Source organism: Streptomyces mesophilus (genome assembly GCF_011044995.1).
Classification (GTDB): Bacteria; Actinomycetota; Actinomycetes; order Streptomycetales; family Streptomycetaceae; genus Streptomyces; species Streptomyces mesophilus.
In genome coordinates this window covers 1-2,365 of record NZ_JAAKZW010000432.1, presented here as the reverse complement: position 1 = coordinate 2,365, position 2,365 = coordinate 1, and the positions used below count along the sequence as shown (strand labels likewise).

Sequence of the window (2,365 nt, the reverse complement as noted above, 5' to 3'; positions counted from 1 at the left end):
CCCGTCGCCACTGCTCCCGCCAGTGCCCCGAAGACCACCGCCGCCGGCACCCCCGCACCCATCCCGGACCACCGGTTCAGGCCCCCATACGGGTCAGGTCCGTCCACCACCGCGCGGACGACCTGGCCGCACAGCAGGCCGAAGATCGTCACGCAGACCCCGTAGGCCATCAACGCCGGGAAGGTGGCGCGCGTGAGCAGGGCCGGGAGCAGGCGCAACGCGAACCAGACAACCACCAGGACCAGGGCATCGGCGGCCCGGTAGAGCAGCCAGGTCGTCGACATCCCGTCAGACGGCGCGCTCCAGATACCGAGCAGGAGCAACTGGCGGGCCAGATCGCCCGCTTCGGCGGAGGCGCCCGCCTCCTGGATCGCCGCGGCGACCCGCTGGTACGACAGGACGATCAGGGAGACAGCGATCACGGCCGTGCCCAGACTCGCGGCGAGGCGTGCCGCGCCGGTGCGGACGACGTTCTGGGGCACAGGCTGCGCGCCCCTGGCGGCGAGCCCCGCGACAATCACCGTGACGGCCGCGGCCACCAGGCCGGCACCGACGACAAGCTGGTGGCCCGAGGCCATCGATGACGCCAGATTGGGCAGAAAGCGGTAACTCCCGCTGCCGCGCGCCGCGATGGCCCAGGGCGCCGAGAGCGAGACGGCGAGCGTCCCGCTCACCAGGCACCACGCCCACACGGCGAGGAACGACATCCAGATCCGCCGTGCCCCGACCGGCGGCAGCCGGCGGATCAGGAACAGTGCGCCCGCGAGGAAACAGACGAACAGCACGCCGTACCGGATCTGCATCGCCGTCTCGTACAGGCCGCGATAACGCTCGAGGTCACTCGGGTCCCCGGACGCGCCCAGCTCCGCCGGCACCTCGTACGTCCACGGGCCGAGCCAGCCCCCCAAGATCCGCACGCCATCAATCCCGAACTGCCCCGTCGCTCCGGGCAGTTGCAGCGCATCGACGCTCGCGCCCGCCCACCACAGCAGCACGGCCAGCGCCACCCCTCCGGCCAGCGCCCCTGTCACCGCACGTCCATACGTCACCGCTACCGCTCCCCACCCCTGGACCCTGCCGATCAGGGAAGGCTATGCGGCCGCGGTCACGCCGCGATCACAAGGAGGACCTCAACGAGCGTCTTCAGGTGCGATCCTGATCCGGGTGCGCGTTGCTCGCCATGAAATCGACTGCGGCCAGGGGCTCCGCAGGATTCGCAGATCTTCTCTGCTTCAAGACCAGTAACTTCGGCTTCGGCCAGGGAGCTGGCGGTGTCAGCCCTCATGCCGTCGAACTCTGCGTCGCCATCGAACCGATCGGGCCGCCGCTCCCAACCGCCGCCGAACCCGGATCAGGCAGCCGAAATCGAGTAGGCGACGAAGCGGTCGGGCAGCGGCTGCGCGACCTGGTCGGCAGGGAGGTTGAGCAGGCGTTCCCGGCAACACCGACGGCGGGCCGGTCCGGCGTGGACATGCCGGAGCTGGCGGACCTGACGCTGTTCCCCTGAAGCCGGGCCGGCTCGGCGACCTCGAGACCGCGCTGAAGCCCGTCCGGGGCAAGCCCTTCGCGGGCGAGGCGCCGTTGTGGGCGTCGACCCGGGCCGATGACGCTCACCCGCATCATCGACGTCGCCCACACCGGGGCGACCTGGCACCGACTCGCACCCAGCCCTGCCCTGGATGCCGCACGTCGCGCCATCACGTTCGGCCACGACATCGACGACAGCGCCGAAGTCGCCGGTTACGCGGCGAAGCCGATGGCGGTGCAGTACTCGTAGGCGCCCCACTGACTGCCGAGATCGGGCAGGACGTGGTCGGTCCATGCCGTATCGAGGCTCTGTGCGTCGCCGGCCGCCCAGGCCGCGACGATCGCGTCCCAACGCCGCACATTCATGTCCCTAAAGGGAACGACGCGCTGTTGAGGTCGGTCCACGCCGGACTGGTTGAGCGGGTGGATCTCCACCCGGGTGCCACGGCCGGCGCGGTTGAGGCGCCCCAGAAGATGCCGGGCGACGTTGTGACGACGCACCGTGCGGTAGGCCGCATCGATCTTGTCCAGGTTCCGGGCGGTCGGGCGGCGCTTTCCCTCCAGCCATGCCTTCAACGTGCGGTCCGTGACGGTCAAGCCCGCGGCCCGGGCAGCGCTGCGGGCGTGGTCGGTTCGCGTCAGATAGTGCAGGCGCGCCATCAGCCCACGTCGCGCGGTGACCGGGCTGGCGATATAGCCAGCGAGGTCGTCCAGCTTACGGGCCACCAGCTCACTGCCCCTGGCCCCACGAGCACCGAACTTTCCGAACTCCCCGGTCCTCTCCGGCACCTACCCCACACCCCCGCCTCCGGATCGATCCCACATCCTGTCTCTTATA

At 70.4% G+C, this 2,365-nt stretch carries 4 protein-coding genes; 2 read left to right on the top strand and 2 right to left on the bottom strand.

The window, feature by feature from the left end; translation table 11 throughout:
- Positions 1-1,049, bottom strand: a 1,049-nt coding sequence (locus G6045_RS40315) for a hypothetical protein (RefSeq protein ID WP_165337215.1), incomplete at its 3' end; no start/stop codon positions are given.
- Between the two features lie 131 nt (positions 1,050-1,180).
- On the opposite strand from G6045_RS40315, the gene G6045_RS40310 reads away from it, so the two are divergent.
- Positions 1,181-1,507, top strand: a complete 327-nt coding sequence (locus G6045_RS40310; protein ID WP_165337214.1) for a hypothetical protein — start codon at positions 1,181-1,183, stop codon at positions 1,505-1,507.
- Positions 1,508-1,603: 96 nt separating this feature from the next.
- Positions 1,604-1,777 carry a hypothetical protein gene (locus G6045_RS40305; protein WP_165337213.1) on the top strand — a complete coding sequence of 58 codons (174 nt, stop codon included), beginning with the start codon at positions 1,604-1,606 and terminating at the stop codon, positions 1,775-1,777.
- Here G6045_RS40305 and G6045_RS40300 read toward each other — a convergent pair.
- Complete coding sequence (locus G6045_RS40300) at positions 1,741-2,316, bottom strand: transcriptional regulator (RefSeq protein WP_165337212.1); 576 nt, start codon at positions 2,314-2,316, stop codon at positions 1,741-1,743. The genes G6045_RS40305 and G6045_RS40300 overlap by 37 nt on opposite strands.
- Positions 2,317-2,365 lie beyond the last annotated feature (49 nt).